Here is a 17,614-nt window from a genome sequence, read left to right on the forward strand (position 1 = left end):
AGGGAGCAGAGCCCGCTGGCAGTTCGCTGCAAGCGGGCTTTTTTATGTCCAAAATTTGGCATGTGCCCTATTCATTCACGGGAACACCACGGTGTGGCCGCCCTGCGGTAGGGTCGCATCCCAATCGACTGCCGTGGCACCGCCCGCGTTCGATGGGGCATGACCTCCGGCGGGGAAGGCGTTTACGTTGTCCAACGGTAATGCGTCACCGGGCGTAGACCCGTTATCGGCGGTCGTTTGGGAACCAACCCTACGCCCGCGCCGCATACACGGACCCCACACGCACCGTGCCATTCGGGTGCCGCGCGCGGCCCCATGCATAATCGCCTTATGCCGATTTCCGCCGATGCCGTTCCCGCCGCCCTTGTCCCGCTCGTCGACCGCGCGCTTGCGCGTCTTGCGCTCAGCCTGAACGACTCAGGCAACTGGCCGCCGCCGGAACCGGTCCTCGCCAAGCTCCGCCTGCTCGCCATCACCAGCGACTTCGCCCTCGACACCCTGTGCCGGCAGCCCGGGCTTCTGTCGCAATTGACCCAAACCGACTGCCCGCCGCTGCCGCTCCCGGAACTGGATCCCCAGCAGCCCGCCGACTGGCCGGCGCGCCTGCGCCGCTACCGCACCGCCTGCTCCACCCGCCTGATCTGGCGCGACCTCGAAGGCCTCGACGACGTGCCCGCCACCCTGGCCGGGGCCACCCGCCTGGCCGAGGAATGCCTGGCGCTGGCCCTGGCCGCGCTGGAACAGGAATTCGCCACCCGCCACGGCGTGGTCCGCGCCGCCGATGGCAGCACCCAGCAGCTGGTGGTGTTCGGCCTGGGCAAGCTGGGCGGCGGCGAACTCAATTTCAGTTCCGACGTGGACCTGGTCTACGCCTACCCGCAGGGCGGTGAATCCGACGGCCCGCGCCCGCTCGCCGCCGAGGAATACTTCGCCCGGCTCGGCCAGCGCCTGGCGCGGCTGCTCGATGAAACCACCGTGGACGGCTTCAGCCACCGCGTCGACCTGCGCCTGCGCCCGTTCGGCAGCGCCGGCCGCGTGGCGCTGTCGTTCGCCGGCATGGACCAGTACTTCCAGCGCGAAGGCCGCGATTGGGAACGCTACGCCTGGCTCAAGGCGCGCGCCGTGGCGGGCGACATCGCCGCCGGTGAAGCCTGGCTGCAGACCCTGCGCCCGTTCGTCTACCGCCGCTACCTCGACTTCACCGCGCTCGACGGCCTGCGCGAAATGAAGGCGGCCATCACCGCCGAAGTCTCGCGCCGCGACATGTTCGACGACATCAAGCGCGGCCCCGGCGGCATCCGCGAAATCGAATTCCTGTCCCAGGCCCTGCAGCTCATCCGCGGCGGCCGCGAAGCCAGCCTGCGCGAGCGCCGCCTGCTGCATGCGCTGCCCGCCCTGGTCGCCTGCGGGCAGATGGCGCCGGAGGATGGCGCAGACCTGCTGCACGCCTACCGCTTCCTGCGCCGCCTGGAAAACCGCCTGCAGATGCTGCGCGATGCCCAGACCCACGCGCTGCCCACCGACCCCACCGACCGCCTGCGCATCGCCTGTGGCCTGGGCTACGCCGACTGGGACGCGCTGCTGGCCGCACTCGATGTGCAGCGCAACCGGGTCAGCACCGAGTTCGCCGCGCTGCTCGCCCCGCGCGCCGGCCAGGCCGCCCCCGATGCGCTGGCCAATTACTGGCGCGGCCTGCCCGACAGCGGCGATGCCGAGGTGCTGGCCAACGCCGGCTTCCACGATCCCAACGGCGCCGACCAGTCGCTGCGCGACTTCGCCCAATCACTGGGCGTGAAGTCGCTCAGCGACAACGCGCGCGCACGCCTCGACCGCGTACTGCCCGCACTGCTGCACGCCGCCACCCGCTCGCCGCAGCCCGATGCCGCGCTCAAGCGCGTGCTCGGCCTGCTGCAGGCCATCCTGCGCCGCACCAGCTACCTCGCACTGCTCGACGAACAGCCCAGCGCACTGGCCAGGCTGGTGGACGTGCTCGCCCGCAGCGCGCTGCTGGCCGAGCGCATCGCCGCCTACCCGCTGCTGCTGGACGAACTGCTGGACGTGCGCGTGTCCGGCCCGATGCCCGATGCCGCCGCCATGCAGGCCGAGTGCGATGCCGCGCTGGCCGTGGACGACCCCGAAGCCGCGCTGCGCCTGCTCAATGAAACCCGGCTTGCGCTGAGCTTCCGCATGGCCCTGGCCACGTTGGATGGCCGCCAACGCGCCGTGGACAGCACCCGCCAGCTTGCCCAGCTCGCCCAGGCGGTGGTGGTCACCGCCTTGGCGATGGCTGATGCGGACATGCGCCGCGCGCACGGTGAAGTGCCGGGCGGGCGGTTTGCCATCATCGGCTACGGCAGCCTGGGCGGGTTGGAACTGGGCTTCGGCTCGGACCTGGACCTGGTCTTCCTGCACGACCACCCGGCCGACCAGGACAGCAGCAACGGCGCCCGCCCGCTTGACCCGGGCCGCTGGTACGCACGCCTGGCGCAGAAGGTGATGGCGCTGCTGGGCGCGGTCACCGCTGCCGGCCGCCTGTACGACATCGACGTGCGCCTGCGCCCGGATGGCGGCAAGGGCTCGCTGGTGTCCTCGCTGGCCAGCTACACCGAATACCAGCGCGAGCGTGCCTGGACCTGGGAACATCAGGCGCTGGTACGCGCGCGTGGCATCGCCGGTGACGCCAGCCTGCTGGCCGATTTCGAACGGATCCGTGCCACCACGCTGGCGCGCCCGCGCGAGCGCGAGGTGCTGTACGCCGACGTGGTGAAAATGCGCGGCCGCATGCGCACCGAACTGGACCGCAGCGACGCCGCGCGCTGGGATCTCAAGCAGGGCGCCGGTGGCATCGTGGACCTGGAGTTCCTGCTGCAGACCGGCGTGCTGGACAGCGCCGGCACGCACCCGCAGGTGCTGGAGCCGCGGGACACCCCCAGCCTGATCGACCAGCTGGCCAGCATTGCCTGGCTGCCCGGCGGCACGCGCGAGGCGCTGCACGAAGCGCACGCCGCGCTGTTGGACGTAGGGTTGGCCTGCACGCTGGACAGAAGGCCGCGCCTGGCGGTCCTGACCCCCGCGTTGGAAGAAGCGCAACGCGTAATCACCGCCACCTGCGAAGCAGCAGAGCTGCCCTTCGCCGATACCGGCGCAACGTCCGGTAACGCATGACCCCGGGCAAAAACAAATGCCGTCCCCGCCAATGTTCATGCCGCAACCGAACGCGGGCAACGTAACGGCGGTCGATAGGGATGCGACCCTACCGCCGAATCGCGGGCAATGCGGCACGGGATACGTGCACTATCGCGGGCAATGCGGCATGGCCGGCAACCGGAATACATTCGCTATCGCGGGCAATGCCGCATGGCCGGCAACCGGGATACATGCACTGGTAGGGTCGGTTCCCAAACGACTGCACGTATCGGTGCAACGTCCGGTAACGCATGACCCCGGGAAAAAACAAACGCCGTCCCCGCCGATGTTCATGCCCAACCGAACGCGGGCAACGTAACGGCGGTCGATAGGGATGCGACCCTACGCCGTGCGCGGCGCCATCTTCCACAGCAACGCGCGGAACGGCGCCAGCAGGAACACACCAATGGCCAGCTTCACCGCCAAGTCGCCCGCGGCCCAGCTCACCCACGGCATACTCGAACCGGCGAACGCGATGCTCCAGAAAATCGTCGTATCCAGCGTCGCACTGCACGTGGTCGCGACCATCGGTGCGCGCCACCAGTGCCCACGGCGCAGCCGGTCGAACACGGTGATGTCCAGCAGCTGCGCGGCAATGAACGCCAGGCACGAGGCCACCGCAATGCGCGGGGTCGCAATCCAGATCGACAGCAGCACCGCCAGCGCAAACCCCGCCCACGCCACCCGCCGTGCCGCCGCCGGACCAAACCGGCGGTTGATCAGGTTGCTCACCAGGAACGCCACCGGGTAGCTGAAAGCGCCCCAGGTCAACCAATCGTTGATCGGGTACTGCACCAGCACGTTCGAACCCAGCACCACAGCGCCCATGGCCAGCACCGCCAGCAGCAGCGAGCGCAGGGTCAAGGGGGCAAACACGATGGCAGGGCGCGCGGTCATGGCGAACCAGGGGCAGACAGGGAAGCGGCGGATTATCCCGGCTCGGGGCGGCCACAGCCACCCCGGGCCGGTTCCGTCACCAGCGTTCGCTCAGGTTGCTGGCCGCCGCATCGGTGGTGGGCAGGAACGCCAGCTGCGTGCCCTGGGCATCGGCCACCATCCAGCCGGCACCAGCCTCGGTGGGCGTGAAGGCCAGTACATCGCCGGCTTTCAGCGCCTGCGCGGGGTTGTCGTCGCGCGCCGGCCACTGCACCACGGCAAGGTCGGTGGGGGCTTCGGGGTTCTTCAGGGCCACCTGGTAGGCACCATCAGCTTGGCGCTCCACCTTCTCCACGGTGAGCGGCGGCAACGGGCCCGCCTTCGCCCCGGCAGCGCCGGCGCCCTTGTCCTTGGCCGCACTGCGCCGCTCCGAACCCTTGGCCGAGCCCTTGAAGCCCGCCGCCGTCAGCCAGATCGGCGCGGTGACCACCGCGATGCTCACATACGCGCTGATCGCCGCGTAGCTCACCGACTGCTGGCTGGGAGTGAAGTTCTGCGCACCAGCCTGCGGTGCTGCAATGGCCACGCTCAGTGCCATCGCCAGAATCGAATAACGCTTCATGCCAACTCCTTCTGCAAAGGGAAAAATCATTACGGCTTCGGCGCCGCCATCCCGGCCACCGGCACGTGCGCCACGCTCAGCTCCTGCGCCAGCACCTTGCGCTGCTGCAGGAAATCGAAGACTGATTCCACCGTCACCACAGAATAGTCGCCGGAAATGCGCTCACTGGCCGGGTGGTCGGTGGTGGCCGCATTAGCCGAGAAGAACCGCGCGCCCAAGCGCTTGCCCACGCCGATGTGCAGCGAGCTGGGTTGGTAGTGCTGTTCCTCCAACCACGCCTGCACCTGCGCACGCCGCACCAGCAGCGTGCCGTCGCGCGATTGCGCCATTGCCGCCGCCAGCACTTCCAATACCCACTGGTTGGAGTTCTGGTATTCAACGCTGAAGGGGTAGGCCACCACGCTGTAACGCGGCTCGTGCAGCGCCTTGGCCTGGATGCCCGGCGCGGTGAGCATGGCCTTCAAGGTTGCGCGCACCGCAGGCGTGGGCACGCCCACGCGCAGATCGGTATGCGTGCCGGTTTCGCCGATGAAGTTGCTCAGCCCTTCATGGAACAGCGAAGACTCCGGCGACTTGCAGTGGTTCAACAGATGCACCGCGCGCCAGCTGCCATCGTCCTCGCGCACCGCGAAGGCGAGGTGGCTGTGGCGCAGGCCGTATCTGCTCAGGTCCTGGCCGCCGCGCGCGATGATCACCACATCCACGCCGTCGAGCGCTTCCAGTGTTTCATCGGCGCGTTGTGCGACATCGAACATCGACGCCAGCGCGGCCGGGGTAGGGTGGCGCTCCATGCATTCGGGTTGTTGGGATTGCGCGAGCGCCCCAGGCGCCGCAAGCAGCAACGCCGCGCACAGCAGTGCCGGCAGCGTGAGGCGCTTCAACGGCGGGTACCCAGGCAATCCGGGGCAGGGCATATCCATTGCGTTTCAGTCTCCAGCGGTACGGGGCCGCGTCGGCATCATAGCGGCATCAGGCTGTGTGCCGACTAACAGTCGGCACTACCGTTGGTGTCGACGGTGGGGTACTGGCGGCCACGTAGTGACACCCCATGGGTGTCATCGCGGTACCAGATTACTCAGCGGCTCAACTCCCGCGCGCAGGATTCGCTCACCGGCGCAGGCTGATCCTCCGGCGGCCACCGCTCCTTCTTCTGCTCGTCCGTTCGCGGCGGCTGGTTGCGATACGCGGTGAGCTCCTTATGGCAGCTCCACGACACCGCATCCTGCCCGGCAGGCATGCTCGAACACCCCGCCATCAACACAACCATCAACGCCACTAACGCACTGCGCATACGCACGCTCCTTCCCTGGTGAACCCCGAATCTAACGGCATCGCCACCGCATCGGTAGCCACGCGCCCACCGCCGTTAAGCCGGGATACCCAATGCCTCGCGCACCTGCGCGGCAATCCGCCCGGTCTCGCGCAGCGGCTCGATCGGCCCGGGATACCCCCAATCCAACCAGCGTTCCTGCAACCGCCCGCGCGCGCGCAGCGCCTGCTGGAACTGCACCATCCTTCCCTGCGCCTGCTGTTCCAGCGCCACCGCCACCGGCAGCCGCGTCCCGCACGCTTCAGACAGCAGGTTCACCGAATCGGGTGACACCACGATGCGGTCGGCCCAGCCCAGCAGCCCCGCATACGGGTTTACCCCGTCACCGCCATCGCCCCAGATCACCCCGGGCACATCGGCGAAGGCGCCACGCAGCGCACCCACCAGCGCCGGCGGCGTGCGCCGCGAGGTGGTGGCCAACAGGCTGCCGCCCTCGGCGCGCAGCTGTTCGGCCAACTGCTGGAACACCTTCACCATGTCCGGCTCGTGCCACGGCGCGTGCGCGGTCGGCCCACCCACCAGCAGCGCGGTGCGCGGCCCGGGCAGGTCGCCGAAGGGCGCAAACGCCGCGCGGCCCACCGTGAGCCAGTCGTCGTCCACCGGGTTCAGGCTGCCCAGCAGGGTAAGTACGTTGCTGCCACGCAGGGCATCGTGTTCGGGCACCACCAGCAGGTCCCAATGGCGCGTGCCCAGGCGCGGGTCCAGGATCTGCACCACCTTGCTGCCGTGCCGGCGCAGCTCGCGCAGCGCCCCGGCCGCCTGGCGGCCACAGCCCACCGCCAGCTCGGGCGGTTGCGCAGTCAATGTCGCGAATGCCGCGCCAAAGCCCCCGGCCATGCCCGGCAGCCAGCGCGGCGCCACCCACTTCCAGGGCGCGCGCGGCAGCAGCACCAGCGGGCGATGCACCCCCAGCTTCAATGCCGTGGCCAGGGCCACTGCCTGCCGCACATTGCCGGCACGGCCGTCAGTGATCGTCCAGGGCGGACTCCATCGTTTCACGTATGGCATTAATTCGTTTCAGCCAGGCTGGGTGTTGCAACAGTCGCGACACTCTACACTGCCAGCCTTCGCCGACCGCGCAGTGCCCCGTAAAGGTAGCGCACGGCGTGCGGGATTCCTTCTTCGTCCAACGTGTTTTACCGGAGGCTTCATGTCCAACGTGCTCAACGATGCTGCGCTTGACCAGTTGTTCCGTACTGCCCGTACCCAGAACGCTTTCCTCGACAAGCCGGTCGAAGACAGCCAGCTGAAGGCGCTGTACGAACTGCTGAAGTGGGGCCCCACGGCCGCCAACGGCAGCCCGGCGCGTTTCGTGTTCGTGAAGTCGCCCGAAGCCAAGGCCAAGCTCGCCCCGGCGCTGTCCGAAGGCAACCACGACAAGACCCTGGCCGCCCCGGTTACCGTGATCGTCGCCTTCGACGAAGACTTCCACGAAAAGCTTCCGTACCTGTTCCCGCACACCGATGCCAAGGCATGGTTCGACGGCCCGCGTGAAGGCCGCCACGAATCGGCGTTCCGCAACGGCACCCTGCAGGGCGCCTACCTGATCCTGGCCGCGCGCGCGCTGGGCCTGGATGCCGGCCCGATGAGCGGTTTCGACCCGGCCAAGGTGGACGAAGCCTTCTTCAAGGGCACCACCATCAAGTCGAATTTCCTGGTCAATCTGGGTTACGGTGATTCTTCGGGCCTGTTCCCGCGGCTGCCTCGCCTGGCCTTTGACGAAGCTGCCCGCATCGAATAAGCGTTTCCGCCGGACTGGCCCGTCCGTGCGGACGGGTTGTTTCCTTACTTTTCCCTTTTTCCCTACGAATTCGAGAGAGAACCGACATGACCGTGACCCGCAAACTGCTCCTGCCGCTGGCCCTGACCCTGGCCATCGCCGCCTGCTCCAAGCCGGCTGAAGAAACCGCTGCCCCGGCCGCCGATGCGACCCCGGCTGCCGCCACCACCCCGGCTGCCGAAACCGCTGCCCCGGCTGCTGCCGCCCCGGCCGCTGAAGCCATCCAGATCGCTTCGGGCACCTACAAGCTCGACCCGAGCCACACCGACGTGCTGGCCCAGTGGAGCCACTTCGGCTTCTCGCACCCGACCGCCCACTTCGGCAGCGCCGAAGGCACCCTGGTGTACGACGCCGCCGACGTGACCAAGTCCACCGTCGAAGTGAAGCTGCCGCTGACCGGCCTCAACAGCTTCACCGCCAAGTTCGACGAGCACCTGAAGAGCGGTGACTTCTTCGACGCCGCCAAGTTCCCGGCCGCCACCTTCAAGAGCACCAAGGTGGAAGCTGCCGGCACCAACAAGCTGACCGTGACCGGCGACCTGACCATCAAGGACATCACCAAGCCGGTGACCCTGGATGTGACCGTCAACGCCGGCGGCGAACACCCGATGGCCAAGGTTCCGGCCGCCGGCTTCGACGCCACCACCACCATCAAGCGCAGCGATTTCGGCGTCGGCGCGTACGCCCCGAACGTGAGCGATGAAGTGAACATCCGCATCACCACCGAAGCCACCGGCGAAAAGCCGGCTGCCTGAGCGGTAACGATGTAGAACGCAGAAATCCCGCCGAAAGGCGGGATTTTTGTTTGTGCGTAATGATCAACGGGGTGCTGCATTGGTAGGGTCGGTTCCCAAACGACTGCACGTAACGGTGCAACGCTCGGTTACGCATGACCTGCACCGAAGCAAAAGCCGTCCACGCCGATGTTCATGCCCCAATCGAACGCGGGCAATTCCACGGCAGTCGATTGGGATGCGACCCTACCGCCGTGCGTACCGTAGGTTAACGACGCGGTTACGCCGTGGCGATCTTCGCCAGCCAACCGGTGGCGAAATCCGTTGGCAGCCGGCGGGCCGGGGCGGTCAACCCGCTCTCGCGCAGGAACGCGTGCGTGGCCTGGGCAAAATTCTGCCGGGCAATCAACGCCGTCTGCTTCACCGCGCCCTGCTGCTTGCGCAGCTGCACGATCTGCAGGCTCGGCTTACCCGGCATCGCGTACTTCTGGTAGCGGCGCAGCTCGTCGGCCACCAGGGTGATATCGGCGTTGGCCTGCACCAGCGCCAGCTGGGCACGGGCCAGCGGCAGCACCGCCTCGCGCATCGGCACGGTGGCCTGCGGGGCGATCTCAGCCAGGGTGGCGTCCAGCGTGGCATCGGCGCGCTCCAGGCGCGCGATCAGGTCGGCCAGTGCCGAAAGAGAAGCTGCTTGCATCGAAAGGCACCGGCCCAAAACGCGATTGTCGCATGGCGGGGGTCACGACCAACGGTCGTGACCTACCGGGGATGCCGCCGCCGGCCCGGGCCGGGCGTGGTCCGCGGGTGCACGTCACACCCGCCGGGCGGGGTTCGCGGATACGCGTGGCACCCGCCGGTCGGGGTTCGCGGGTGCACGTGGCACCCGCCGGTCGGGGTTCGCGGGTGCACGTGGCACCCGCCGGGCGTGGTTCGCGGATGCACGTGGCACCCGCAGGGCCGGGTTCGCGGGTACGTGTGACACCCCGCCCGCCCGGTTCGCGTGTACACGTGACACGCCCCGCGGTAGCGCACGACCGTTGGTCGTGCGGCGCAGGGAGATCAATCCCCCTCGTGCTCCGGATGCGCCTTCCAATACCCCTTCGAGCGGATCCATTCCTTCGGCACCCCCAGGTGCCCCTCCACGTACTTGCGCATCATCCGCGCCCGGCGCGATTCGGTCGCAATCCAGTAAAACGTATCGCCCTCCGGCTCCTCAAAATCGGTGAGCACGTCCTCCAGCAGGGTGCTGGTGGCCGCATCAAACCCGTTGCGCTCCAGCCAAGACACCCGGATGCGTTCATCCTCAGGCAGTTCCTGGCGGTCATCCGCTTCCGGAATCTCGATGTACACATCCGCCCGCGCGCCCTCCGGCAGCGTCTCCAGCCAGCGGCCAATGGCCGGCAGCGCGGTCTCATCGCCAAACAGCACATAGGTATCGAAGTCATCAGCAGTGATGTGCGAGCCGCGCGGCCCACCCACCGCAATCGCATCGCCGGCCATGGCATTGGCCGCCCAGCGCGAGGCCACGCCATCGCCGTGCATCACGAAGTCGATGGCCAGTTCCTTCGCCTCCAGGTCCCACCAGCGCGGCGTGTAATCGCGGGCGGGCGAAGGCTCCTGGCCTTCCGGATAGCGCGGGCCTTCCGGGGTCATGGTGGGCACCACGAACTGGCCCTCCGCATTCGGGAAGAACAGCTTCACGTGGTCATCCGGCGAGGGCGACTCAAAGCCCTCCAGCGCCTCACCGCCCACGATCACCCGGCGCATGCACGGGCTGATTTCCTCGGTGCGCAGCACCTGCAGCGGGCGGAACTTCACGGTGTGGCGCACCAACTTGTTTTCATGCAGAGCCATGGCGATGTACCTGTTTCAAAGCCGCCGCAGCGGCGTAGGGGGAAAGACCTGGCTGGCGAAACGCGGGCGGGGTCGAATAAGGGGAAGAACGGTTCAGCGGCCCTGCGCGCGGATCTGCGCAGCCGCCTCGCGCAGCGCCTGGGCTACCGCCACGGCGTTGTCGTCCTGCCAGCGTGCGTGGTGCAGGCCCAGCGCCTGCTTCAGCTCGCGCATCGCATCGCGCACCACCGGCGGCAGGTTGGCCTTGGCGATCGCGCGCGCGCTGTGGCGCACCCGGTGCAGCGCCGCATCCACCTCCTCGCGCTGCGCGGCCAGCTCGGCCTGGCCCAGTGCGGTGAGCTGGTAGCGCTTGCGCCCGGCCTCTTCCAGCGCGCTCACCCAGCCGGCGGCCTCGAACTGCGCCAGCACCGGGTAGATCGAGCCCGCGCTGGGCGTGTACACCCGCACGAACATCTCACTGATGCACTGGATCAGCTCATAGCCATGGCGCGGCTGCGCCGCCAGCAGCGACAGCACCAGCAGGCGCAGGTCGCCGCGGCTCAGCGGGCGGGAAGTCAGCGGACGGGCAGGCCCATCCAGATCACGGGGAGCGGTCATTTCGATATATCGAATGAAGTCCGATAACGATATATCGAAAATGATCCCCGGTGTAGGGTCACGCCATGCGTGACTGCGCACACGTTCAGCAACCATTGACCCCGAAAGGACCGCGCCCAGCCAGGCATGGCCTCATCCCAACCGGTCCGCCGCCACCACAACGGTACGTCCCCCAGATAGAACACTCCTCAGGTTCCACGCCCCCAATGACAGCGCTAGCCAACGCAGTCGCCCAAAAACCGCCCACGCATCAACCTGAAGCCCCCCGTGGAACCCCCGCAACACCACGCTCCACTGTCGCCTCATGTCCCCAAGACACAACCGCAGCACTTCCATACGCACCCGTAGCGAAGTAAGCAAACCCATTGGTGCGCTACACTTTGCGGCTAGAAATCTAAAACAGTCGCGCGCGTGCGTGCGGTCATGGGAGCGCTAATGAACTGGTTGAACGAGGTGCTGAACAACGACCCGAATCCTGTGGAAACCCAGGAATGGATCGAGTCGCTGAAGGCCGTTATTGATGTCGAGGGCCCTGAGCGCGCGCATCAACTGTTGGAAGGCATGGTGGAACTGACCCGTCGTTCGGGTGCTTACCTGCCGTTCTCTCCCACCACCGAGTACGTGAACACCATCGCGCCGAACCTGGAGGCCAAGAGCCCGGGCAACGCCGAACTGGAATGGCGCATTCGTTCCATTATCCGTTGGAACGCCATGGCCACCGTGGTGCGCGCCAACCGCAAGCCGGGCGACCTGGGCGGCCACATCGCCAGCTTCGCTTCCGGTGCCACCCTGTATGACGTGGGCTTCAACCACTTCTGGCGCGCCCCCAGCGACAACCACCCCGGCGATTTGCTCTTCATCCAGGGCCACAGCGCCCCGGGCATCTATGCGCGTTCGTTCCTCGAAGGCCGCATCGACGAGCAGCAGCTGGACAAGTTCCGCATGGAAGTGGACGGCGGTGGCCTTTCCAGCTACCCGCACCCGTGGCTGATGCCCGATTACTGGCAGACCCCCACCGTCTCCATGGGCCTGGGCCCGCTGGCCGCCATCTACCAGGCGCAGTTCCTGCGTTACCTGGAAAACCGTGGCCTGATCGAAAAGAGCGACCGCAAGGTGTGGTGCTTCATCGGCGACGGCGAATCGGACGAACCGGAAACCCTGGGCGCCATCGCGCTGGCCGGCCGTGAAGGCCTGGACAACCTGATCTTCGTGGTGAACTGCAACCTGCAGCGCCTCGATGGCCCGGTGCGCGGCAACGGCAAGATCATCCAGGAACTGGAAGGCGTGTTCCGTGGCGGCGGCTGGAATGTCATCAAGCTGCTGTGGGGCGGTTACTGGGATGCCCTGCTGGCCAAGGACACCAACGGTGTGCTGCGCAAGCTGATGATGGAAACCGTCGACGGCGAATACCAGAACTGCAAGGCCTTCGGCGGCGCGTACACGCGCGAGCATTTCTTCGGCAAGTACCCGGAAACCGCCGCCATGGTGGCCGGTCTTTCCGACGACGACATCTGGCGCCTCAACCGTGGTGGCCACGACCCGCACAAGGTGTACGCCGCCTACCACGAGGCCGTGAACACCAAGGGCATGCCCACCGTGATCCTGGCCAAGACGGTCAAGGGCTACGGCATGGGCAGCGCCGGTGAAGCGCTCAACCCGACCCACCAGACCAAGAAGCTGGACGACGAAGCGGTCAAGCACTTCCGCGACCGCTTCAACATTCCGGTGACCGACGCGCAGCTGGCCGATGGCCAGGTGCCGTTCTACCACCCGGGCCCGGATTCGCCGGAAGTGAAGTACCTGCAGGAGCGCCGCGCCGCACTGGGCGGTTACCTGCCGCAGCGCCGCCGCAAGGCCACCAAGAGCTTCAACGCACCGAAGCTGGAAACCTACGAACGCCTGCTCAAGAGCAGCGGCGAGCGCAGCTACTCCACCACCATGGCCTTCGTGCAGAGCCTGAACATCACCCTGCGCGACAAGGAACTGGGCCCGCACATCGTGCCGATCGTGGCCGACGAAGCCCGTACCTTTGGCATGGAAGGCCTGTTCCGCCAGATCGGCATCTACGCCCCGTTCGGCCAGAAGTACAAGCCGGTCGACGCCGACCAGCTCATGTTCTACCGCGAAGACCAGAGCGGCCAGGTGCTGCAGCAGGGCATCAGCGAGCCGGGCGCCATCAGCTCCTGGATGGCCGCCGGTACCAGCTACTCGGTTTCCAACGTGCCGATGCTGCCGTTCTACATCTACTACAGCATGTTCGGCTTCCAGCGCGTGGGCGACATTGCCTGGCAGGCCGCCGACATGCGTACCCGCGGCTTCCTGCTCGGCGGCACCGCCGGCCGCACCACGCTGAACGGTGAAGGCCTGCAGCACGAAGATGGCCACAGCCATCTGGCCGCTGGCGGCATTCCGAACGTGCGCAGCTACGACCCCACCTTCGGCTTCGAAGTCACGGTCATCCTGCAGCACGGCACCAAGCGGATGATGGAAGACCAGGTAGACGAGTACTACTACCTGACCCTGATGAACGAAAACTACACCCACCCGGAAATGCCGGAAGGTGCAGCCGAAGGCATCGTCAAGGGCATGTACCTGCTCACCGACGCCGGCAAGCCGAAGAAGAACGAGCTGCGCGTGCAGCTGATGGGTTCGGGCACCATCCTGCGCGAAGCCATTGAAGCGGCCGCGCTGCTGGAAAAGGACTTCGGCGTCACCGCTGATATCTGGAGCTGCCCCAGCTACAACGAACTGCGCCGCGATGGTTTCGACGCCGAACGTTGGAACCGCCTGCACCCGGAAGAAACCCAGCGCAAGGCCTACGTGACCGAGCTGCTGGAAGACCGCCAGGGCCCGGTGATTGCCGCTACCGACTACGTGCGTGCGTATGCGGACCAGATCCGCGCGTTCGTACCGGCCACCTTCACCGTGCTGGGCACCGACGGCTTCGGCCGTTCGGATACCCGTGCGAACCTGCGTCGCTTCTTCGAAGTGGACCGGTACTACATCGCGCACGCCGCGATTGCGGCACTGGCCAAGGACGGGAAGATGACCGGGAAGGATGTGGCCCGGGCTATCAAGCAGTACAAGATTGATCCTGAGAAGGCTAATCCGGTTGGGGTTTGATTGAGTTTGCCTATCCTGCGATAGGCGTCTCAAGTGGCGAGAACGCAGGGGCATACACTGCCCCTGCGTGATCGGCCCACCTACTGAAGGAGCATGTATGTCTACAGGTACGCGAAAGATCAAAAGTGATCTGCGTGACTTCGCCGGAGAGGTGATGCGGGAGCTTCAGTCGCGCCAGACCGTTCAAAGCTTCAACGGCGCATTGAGGGTCAATCCTGATCGCGTCGTCATCGGCGAAGTGGAAGGCAGGCGCGCCATCGAGAAGCTTAGGCAGCGGCTGAAGTAAGGAGCGCTGTCATGGGAGCAGGAAGCTCGGCCATTGCGGTGCTGGTCCTTGTGATCAGCGGTTTTATCTTCAATTTGATTTTTCATCCTGTTCGGTACTTCTCCAGCCGGGCGGAGGGTCAAAAGTTGTTCTTCATGTCGGCGGGGTCCGGCATTCTCCTGGGTGCATTGGTCTTCCTTGTCGTATCGGGACTGAAGCCATTCTTGCCTACAGACTCCTGGCCGCTGCGGCTTGCCCAGTTTGTAAATCAATCGATACCAGTGCCCTACGCATTTCGGTTGATACTTGCGCTTATCGGTTCGGCTGCACTCGCGTCATTCCTCAATCTGTTTTCCGTGCGGATTGTTCGCGGAGCAAAGGAAAGGCAGCAGCACCTTAAGGGCAAGCCCAGGAACAGGGCGCAGCGGGTCTATGATCGCTTGACGGACACCCATGGAAGCCCGATGGCGCAGCTATTCCGGCGGGGAGCGGACAACCAGACTCTTGTGATGTTGACGCTCAAGTCCAGGAAGATTTACTGCGGTCGGATCTTTGAGGCGCCACCGAACATTGACGCCGCAGATGCCTGCATCGAGATCCTTCCCTCGTTCTCCGCATATCGCGACAAGGACAGCTTGCGGATGGGCGAAGCGCGAACCGAGTATCCGGTTATCGAGCTCTGGATCGCACGCCAGCGGCTGTACACGCTCGATGAGAATATCCGGCTTTTTGACCAGAACTTCGCCCGTTTGTCCTCGGAGTTGATCGGACCTCAGCGTAGCTCGGCGATTGTGGAGAAGTTCCTGCGCCGCACCCGCAGGTTGCTTGAGGTGCAGCGCGCAGAGGCAGATGAGGTGGTTGCCGGATTCCAAGGAAGGAAAGACTTCGACATTCAAGACTGGATCAAGGTCATCAGCATAAAGGAGGTCGAATCTGCTTCCTTCTATGACCATGAGGCTTACGCAAAGTGGTTCTCGAAAGATTCTCCCGCGCAGGTGCTCCCTGCGAACGGCGCTGTCGATCCGGCTGTGGCATGAAGTTGAACGGACGTGGCGCGCCATTCGCCTGAGCTAAAACTGCAGATAGTGTGCGGAAAACGATCTGCAAGTCACGGGTTTTTCTGGTGGAAAGCCTCACGGGCGATGCCCGGGGGCGCTTGGCTAAGCTCCGGAACTGATCGCATCATCTTCATCGGCTCGCGGGGACACTGTTGGCGAGACAGTTCAGGTCCTTGAGGTCCCTGATGATTGATGTGGTTAGCCCCGTGATTCGATCGAGGATGATGTCCGGGATAAGGGGCAAGAACACGAAGCCAGAGGTTCGAGTCCGGCGGTACCTGCACGGCCAAGGCTTCAGGTACTCACTCCATAGGCGAGATCTTCCCGGACGACCAGATCTGGTACTTCCAAAGTATCGCGCTGTAGTATTCGTGCACGGGTGCTTTTGGCACGCACACGCGCACTGTCGCTACGCCACTATTCCCTCAACGCGTAGAGAATTCTGGACTGCGAAGTTGACCGCTAATCGCCTGCGGGACGAGTCCGTTGTCAGCCAGCTGACTATGCAGGGTTGGCGAGTAGTAGTTGTCTGGGAGTGCGCACTCAGGCGCACCCCCGATGGGAGCTTGGCAGACCTAAGCGAGTTTTTGTGGTCCGATAGAAAGTACGAAGAGATTGCCTGGAATCAGGATTCCAGGATCGCGTAGACCACATCAGCAATCTGATTTGCCATCCATGGTGGCACCGCGCTTCCGGCTTGCCGTAATTGCGCTCCGCTCGACCCCTCAAGGAAATAGTCGGGGAAAGTCTGAAGTCTCGCTGCCTCCCTCACGGAAATGCTTCTGAGCTGCGAAGGACCAGGGTGGATGAAGCGGTGACCGTCCTTGGAGAGGTGGCTAGTTGCAGTGGAGCCAGGCCCTTTCCATTGCTGGACCTCAAAGCGGTCAACGAACTTGCCGGATGACCAGTTCGCGTGGTCTGGATGCATTGAACGGTGGAACTTCGAGCGCAACTGGGTCTGCGCTGGGCTACGATTCCTCGGCCAGCCAGTGCTGGACATCGGAAACGCTCGTGACTCCAATCGTTCTGAGCGCAGCAACGATATCTACGGCGGAAACGATTAAAACCGGATGGTCGTCATCCACAATCTCTTGGTAGGCTTGCGCATTGACATACGACGTCGTAATTAACACGCCAAATTGACGATGACGCAGCCTTGAAATCAGTCGGGCTGTCTGCTTGATGCCAACTGAGTTATCGAGTGAATAGCACTTCGCTTCCATTGCAAACTCAACCTCAACTCTTGAGCCAAGCGAGCCGATTCGATATCGACCGACAGCATCCCGCCCCCCATCTCTCGAAGGCCGAGTGATGTCTAGTGTGGTTGTGCTGGGAAGGAGGATTCGCGTAATCCGCGCCGCGCACCGCTCGAAGCCGATGGGATCCTCCCCGTAATGAGACAGAATGGTTGAGATCAGTTTCAGCTCTGCCTTCGTAGTTGGAAGCTGCTGGGTCTTTGAACGATGTGCTTGAATGGGTCGAGAGGCTAGAGGTTCAATTACCCCTTGAGCGGTCCAGCGCAGCCACTCCGGGGGCGCATGTATCGATTGTGCTGTGCCCTTCTGGATATCTCTGATCCAATCTCGATTGATCGTTCCGACATTAAGTATCGTAAAAATTGCTCTATAGTTCTGAAAGCGTAGGCCACTTGACTGGTGCCAAGTTGCCACAAGCCTCTCGCTTGGGCGAATGCCTTCAACCGCCGGAACCGCGAGACCTAGAAAAACCACGTCCCTGTAAGTTCCAGTGTTACGAAACACTAGCACCGGTGGCACCTCTATGCGACGCGAAGGATCGGCGCCACGATCGAACAAGTTGCGGAGCATCGCGTTGCCCCAACGTCGCGTGTCATGTAGCTCCTGCCCTGGCTTTCTGTTGTCGCCATAATAGGTCAGCACACCAGTTTCGAGATCCAATCGGTCTGGCCACGCGTGCTCATTCATCGTACTAGTCAGTACGATGAGATTGGGCCTTTCCCGAGTTCCCAAAATCCTAAATCCGCCCTGATTGCTGAGGCCAAGCAATGGCACAAGGGGGTCGTCTCCAGCGTTTCCTCGACGCCCTCCTTCGTAGATGAAATCTACGGTAAGATCGCTCGAGCGCAAGCGGTCAGTCCACTCCGGGCTGGCTGGAACACAAGTCGATTGACGGCGTTGACGTTTTTGGCTCATAGGGCAATTGTAGCCACA

The 17,614-nt window shown here is 64.8% G+C and carries 17 protein-coding genes; 7 read left to right on the forward strand and 10 right to left on the reverse strand.

Going from position 1 to position 17,614, the window contains the following annotated elements:
* Positions 1-330 precede the first annotated feature (330 nt).
* Positions 331-3,165 carry a bifunctional [glutamate--ammonia ligase]-adenylyl-L-tyrosine phosphorylase/[glutamate--ammonia-ligase] adenylyltransferase gene (gene glnE, locus ACQG3P_RS05095; RefSeq protein WP_426804383.1) on the forward strand — a complete coding sequence of 945 codons (2,835 nt, stop codon included), beginning with the start codon at positions 331-333 and terminating at the stop codon, positions 3,163-3,165.
* 363 nt (positions 3,166-3,528) lie between these two features.
* Here the strand turns inward: glnE and ACQG3P_RS05100 are convergent, their stop codons facing one another.
* The 5 genes from ACQG3P_RS05100 to ACQG3P_RS05120 form a co-directional block, all read right to left on the reverse strand.
* Complete coding sequence (locus ACQG3P_RS05100) at positions 3,529-4,083, reverse strand: queuosine precursor transporter (RefSeq protein ID WP_426804384.1); 555 nt, start codon at positions 4,081-4,083, stop codon at positions 3,529-3,531.
* 76 nt (positions 4,084-4,159) lie between these two features.
* A complete protein-coding gene (locus tag ACQG3P_RS05105) occupies positions 4,160-4,684 on the reverse strand; it encodes a hypothetical protein (RefSeq protein WP_426804385.1) in 525 nt (174 codons plus the stop codon).
* Between the two features lie 29 nt (positions 4,685-4,713).
* Entirely contained in the window at positions 4,714-5,604 is an 891-nt protein-coding gene (locus tag ACQG3P_RS05110) for a DUF2145 domain-containing protein (protein ID WP_426804386.1), read from the reverse strand.
* A gap of 155 nt (positions 5,605-5,759) precedes the next feature.
* Complete coding sequence (locus ACQG3P_RS05115; RefSeq protein ID WP_426804387.1) at positions 5,760-5,975, reverse strand: hypothetical protein; 216 nt, start codon at positions 5,973-5,975, stop codon at positions 5,760-5,762.
* 75 nt (positions 5,976-6,050) lie between these two features.
* Entirely contained in the window at positions 6,051-7,022 is a 972-nt protein-coding gene (locus ACQG3P_RS05120) for a mitochondrial fission ELM1 family protein (protein ID WP_426804388.1), read from the reverse strand.
* A gap of 142 nt (positions 7,023-7,164) precedes the next feature.
* On the opposite strand from ACQG3P_RS05120, the gene ACQG3P_RS05125 reads away from it, so the two are divergent.
* Positions 7,165-7,755 carry a malonic semialdehyde reductase gene (locus ACQG3P_RS05125; protein WP_068848832.1) on the forward strand — a complete coding sequence of 197 codons (591 nt, stop codon included), beginning with the start codon at positions 7,165-7,167 and terminating at the stop codon, positions 7,753-7,755.
* An 86-nt stretch (positions 7,756-7,841) separates the two neighbouring features.
* Positions 7,842-8,549 carry a YceI family protein gene (locus ACQG3P_RS05130; RefSeq protein WP_093533003.1) on the forward strand — a complete coding sequence of 236 codons (708 nt, stop codon included), beginning with the start codon at positions 7,842-7,844 and terminating at the stop codon, positions 8,547-8,549.
* Positions 8,550-8,808: 259 nt separating this feature from the next.
* Here the strand turns inward: ACQG3P_RS05130 and ACQG3P_RS05135 are convergent, their stop codons facing one another.
* The 3 genes from ACQG3P_RS05135 to ACQG3P_RS05145 all read right to left on the reverse strand — a co-directional run bounded on the left by ACQG3P_RS05135 (position 8,809) and on the right by ACQG3P_RS05145 (position 10,979).
* Entirely contained in the window at positions 8,809-9,225 is a 417-nt protein-coding gene (locus ACQG3P_RS05135) for a hypothetical protein (protein ID WP_068848834.1), read from the reverse strand.
* A 362-nt stretch (positions 9,226-9,587) separates the two neighbouring features.
* Positions 9,588-10,382, reverse strand: a complete 795-nt coding sequence (locus ACQG3P_RS05140) for a siderophore-interacting protein (protein WP_184124425.1) — start codon at positions 10,380-10,382, stop codon at positions 9,588-9,590.
* A gap of 93 nt (positions 10,383-10,475) precedes the next feature.
* Positions 10,476-10,979 carry a PadR family transcriptional regulator gene (locus ACQG3P_RS05145; protein ID WP_307107560.1) on the reverse strand — a complete coding sequence of 168 codons (504 nt, stop codon included), beginning with the start codon at positions 10,977-10,979 and terminating at the stop codon, positions 10,476-10,478.
* A gap of 435 nt (positions 10,980-11,414) precedes the next feature.
* Between ACQG3P_RS05145 and aceE the strand changes: the two genes are divergently transcribed.
* The 4 genes from aceE (at position 11,415) to ACQG3P_RS05165 (ending at position 16,072) form a co-directional block, all read left to right on the forward strand.
* A complete protein-coding gene (gene aceE / locus ACQG3P_RS05150) occupies positions 11,415-14,102 on the forward strand; it encodes a pyruvate dehydrogenase (acetyl-transferring), homodimeric type (RefSeq protein ID WP_184124429.1) in 2,688 nt (895 codons plus the stop codon).
* Between the two features lie 97 nt (positions 14,103-14,199).
* The gene (locus ACQG3P_RS05155; protein WP_426804389.1) at positions 14,200-14,388 is read left to right on the forward strand and encodes a hypothetical protein; all 189 of its coding nucleotides are present in this window, start codon (positions 14,200-14,202) and stop codon (positions 14,386-14,388) included.
* Positions 14,389-14,399: 11 nt separating this feature from the next.
* Positions 14,400-15,404 carry a hypothetical protein gene (locus ACQG3P_RS05160; protein ID WP_426804390.1) on the forward strand — a complete coding sequence of 335 codons (1,005 nt, stop codon included), beginning with the start codon at positions 14,400-14,402 and terminating at the stop codon, positions 15,402-15,404.
* 206 nt (positions 15,405-15,610) lie between these two features.
* On the forward strand, positions 15,611-16,072 hold the full coding sequence (locus tag ACQG3P_RS05165) for a very short patch repair endonuclease (protein WP_426804391.1): 462 nt from the start codon (positions 15,611-15,613) through the stop codon (positions 16,070-16,072).
* On the opposite strand, the gene ACQG3P_RS05170 is transcribed toward ACQG3P_RS05165, so the two are convergent.
* Both ACQG3P_RS05170 and ACQG3P_RS05175 read right to left on the reverse strand, forming a co-directional pair.
* Positions 16,051-16,425, reverse strand: a complete 375-nt coding sequence (locus tag ACQG3P_RS05170) for a DNA cytosine methyltransferase (RefSeq protein ID WP_426804392.1) — start codon at positions 16,423-16,425, stop codon at positions 16,051-16,053. The genes ACQG3P_RS05165 and ACQG3P_RS05170 overlap by 22 nt on opposite strands.
* On the reverse strand, positions 16,394-17,596 hold the full coding sequence (locus ACQG3P_RS05175) for a restriction endonuclease (RefSeq protein ID WP_426804393.1): 1,203 nt from the start codon (positions 17,594-17,596) through the stop codon (positions 16,394-16,396). The genes ACQG3P_RS05170 and ACQG3P_RS05175 overlap by 32 nt, the downstream gene beginning before the upstream one ends.
* Positions 17,597-17,614 lie beyond the last annotated feature (18 nt).

The sequence above is a fragment of the Stenotrophomonas sp. SrG genome (genome assembly GCF_050031795.1).
Classification (GTDB): domain Bacteria; phylum Pseudomonadota; class Gammaproteobacteria; order Xanthomonadales; family Xanthomonadaceae; genus Stenotrophomonas; species Stenotrophomonas rhizophila_A.

What these genes read in the sequence shown, in the direction of transcription:
- glnE (WP_426804383.1), top strand. Translation starts at nt 331, where the DNA reads ATGCCGATTTCCGCCGATGCCGTTCCCGCCGCCCTTGTCCCGCTCGTC.
- ACQG3P_RS05100 (WP_426804384.1), bottom strand. Translation starts at nt 4,083, where the DNA reads ATGACCGCGCGCCCTGCCATCGTGTTTGCCCCCTTGACCCTGCGCTCG.
- ACQG3P_RS05105 (WP_426804385.1), bottom strand. Translation starts at nt 4,684, where the DNA reads ATGAAGCGTTATTCGATTCTGGCGATGGCACTGAGCGTGGCCATTGCA.
- ACQG3P_RS05110 (WP_426804386.1), bottom strand. Translation starts at nt 5,604, where the DNA reads ATGGATATGCCCTGCCCCGGATTGCCTGGGTACCCGCCGTTGAAGCGC.
- ACQG3P_RS05115 (WP_426804387.1), bottom strand. Translation starts at nt 5,975, where the DNA reads ATGCGCAGTGCGTTAGTGGCGTTGATGGTTGTGTTGATGGCGGGGTGT.
- ACQG3P_RS05120 (WP_426804388.1), bottom strand. Translation starts at nt 7,022, where the DNA reads ATGCCATACGTGAAACGATGGAGTCCGCCCTGGACGATCACTGACGGC.
- ACQG3P_RS05125 (WP_068848832.1), top strand. Translation starts at nt 7,165, where the DNA reads ATGTCCAACGTGCTCAACGATGCTGCGCTTGACCAGTTGTTCCGTACT.
- ACQG3P_RS05130 (WP_093533003.1), top strand. Translation starts at nt 7,842, where the DNA reads ATGACCGTGACCCGCAAACTGCTCCTGCCGCTGGCCCTGACCCTGGCC.
- ACQG3P_RS05135 (WP_068848834.1), bottom strand. Translation starts at nt 9,225, where the DNA reads ATGCAAGCAGCTTCTCTTTCGGCACTGGCCGACCTGATCGCGCGCCTG.
- ACQG3P_RS05140 (WP_184124425.1), bottom strand. Translation starts at nt 10,382, where the DNA reads ATGGCTCTGCATGAAAACAAGTTGGTGCGCCACACCGTGAAGTTCCGC.
- ACQG3P_RS05145 (WP_307107560.1), bottom strand. Translation starts at nt 10,979, where the DNA reads ATGACCGCTCCCCGTGATCTGGATGGGCCTGCCCGTCCGCTGACTTCC.
- aceE (WP_184124429.1), top strand. Translation starts at nt 11,415, where the DNA reads ATGAACTGGTTGAACGAGGTGCTGAACAACGACCCGAATCCTGTGGAA.
- ACQG3P_RS05155 (WP_426804389.1), top strand. Translation starts at nt 14,200, where the DNA reads ATGTCTACAGGTACGCGAAAGATCAAAAGTGATCTGCGTGACTTCGCC.
- ACQG3P_RS05160 (WP_426804390.1), top strand. Translation starts at nt 14,400, where the DNA reads ATGGGAGCAGGAAGCTCGGCCATTGCGGTGCTGGTCCTTGTGATCAGC.
- ACQG3P_RS05165 (WP_426804391.1), top strand. Translation starts at nt 15,611, where the DNA reads ATGATTGATGTGGTTAGCCCCGTGATTCGATCGAGGATGATGTCCGGG.
- ACQG3P_RS05170 (WP_426804392.1), bottom strand. Translation starts at nt 16,425, where the DNA reads ATGTCCAGCACTGGCTGGCCGAGGAATCGTAGCCCAGCGCAGACCCAG.
- ACQG3P_RS05175 (WP_426804393.1), bottom strand. Translation starts at nt 17,596, where the DNA reads ATGAGCCAAAAACGTCAACGCCGTCAATCGACTTGTGTTCCAGCCAGC.